The sequence below is a fragment of the Bacillus sp. P4_D3 genome, assembly GCF_056401855.1.
In genome coordinates, this window is record NZ_JBFUIN010001186.1 from 1 (window position 1) to 710 (window position 710).

A 710-nucleotide genomic window follows, 5' to 3' on the forward strand; every position below is an offset into this window, starting at 1 on the left:
GTGGAGGATGACGGGATCGAACCGCCGACCCCCTGCTTGTAAGGCAGGTGCTCTCCCAGCTGAGCTAATCCTCCAAAAGTGATGACCCGTACGGGATTCGAACCCGTGTTACCGCCGTGAAAGGGCGGTGTCTTAACCACTTGACCAACGGGCCAAAAAAATAAAAACTTTTCCCAAGCTTCCAACCGGGCTTGAACCGGTGACCTCTTCCTTACCATGGAAGTACTCTACCAGCTGAGCTATGGAAGCATAATGGCTCCGCAGGTAGGAATCGAACCTACGACCGATCGGTTAACAGCCGATAGCTCTACCGCTGAGCTACTGCGGAATAATATAAGCCTGGCAACGTCCTACTCTCACAGGGACAAGGTCCCAACTACCATCGGCGCTAGAGAGCTTAACTTCCGTGTTCGGTATGGGAACGGGTGTGACCTCTCTGCCATCATTACCAGACTTTTATCATTATACACATTCTTTTCAGAATGTCCAAAGGAATTTTAAATATATATTCCTTCAAAACTAGATAACATTTGCTTCATATTATATGGTTAAGTCCTCGATCTATTAGTATTCGTCAGCTCCACATGTCACCATGCTTCCACCTCGAACCTATCAACCTGATCATCTTTCAGGGATCTTACTAGCTTACGCTATGGGAAATCTCATCTTGAGGGGGGCTTCATGCTTAGATGCTTTCAGCACTTATCCCT

Annotated in this window: 4 tRNA genes and 2 rRNA genes; all 6 read right to left on the reverse strand. The window is 47.5% G+C overall.

What is annotated here, in order from left to right:
- Position 1: 1 nt before the first annotated feature.
- A tRNA-Val gene (locus AC1DTM_RS30135) sits at positions 2-74 on the reverse strand.
- An 8-nt stretch (positions 75-82) separates the two neighbouring features.
- A tRNA-Glu gene (locus AC1DTM_RS30140) sits at positions 83-154 on the reverse strand.
- Positions 155-176: 22 nt separating this feature from the next.
- Positions 177-249: transfer RNA gene (locus AC1DTM_RS30145), tRNA-Thr, on the reverse strand.
- Between the two features lie 4 nt (positions 250-253).
- Positions 254-328: transfer RNA gene (locus AC1DTM_RS30150), tRNA-Asn, on the reverse strand.
- Between the two features lie 9 nt (positions 329-337).
- Positions 338-453, reverse strand: a 5S ribosomal RNA gene (gene rrf / locus AC1DTM_RS30155).
- A gap of 91 nt (positions 454-544) precedes the next feature.
- Positions 545-710: ribosomal RNA gene (locus AC1DTM_RS30160) — 23S ribosomal RNA — on the reverse strand; the annotation flags it as partial.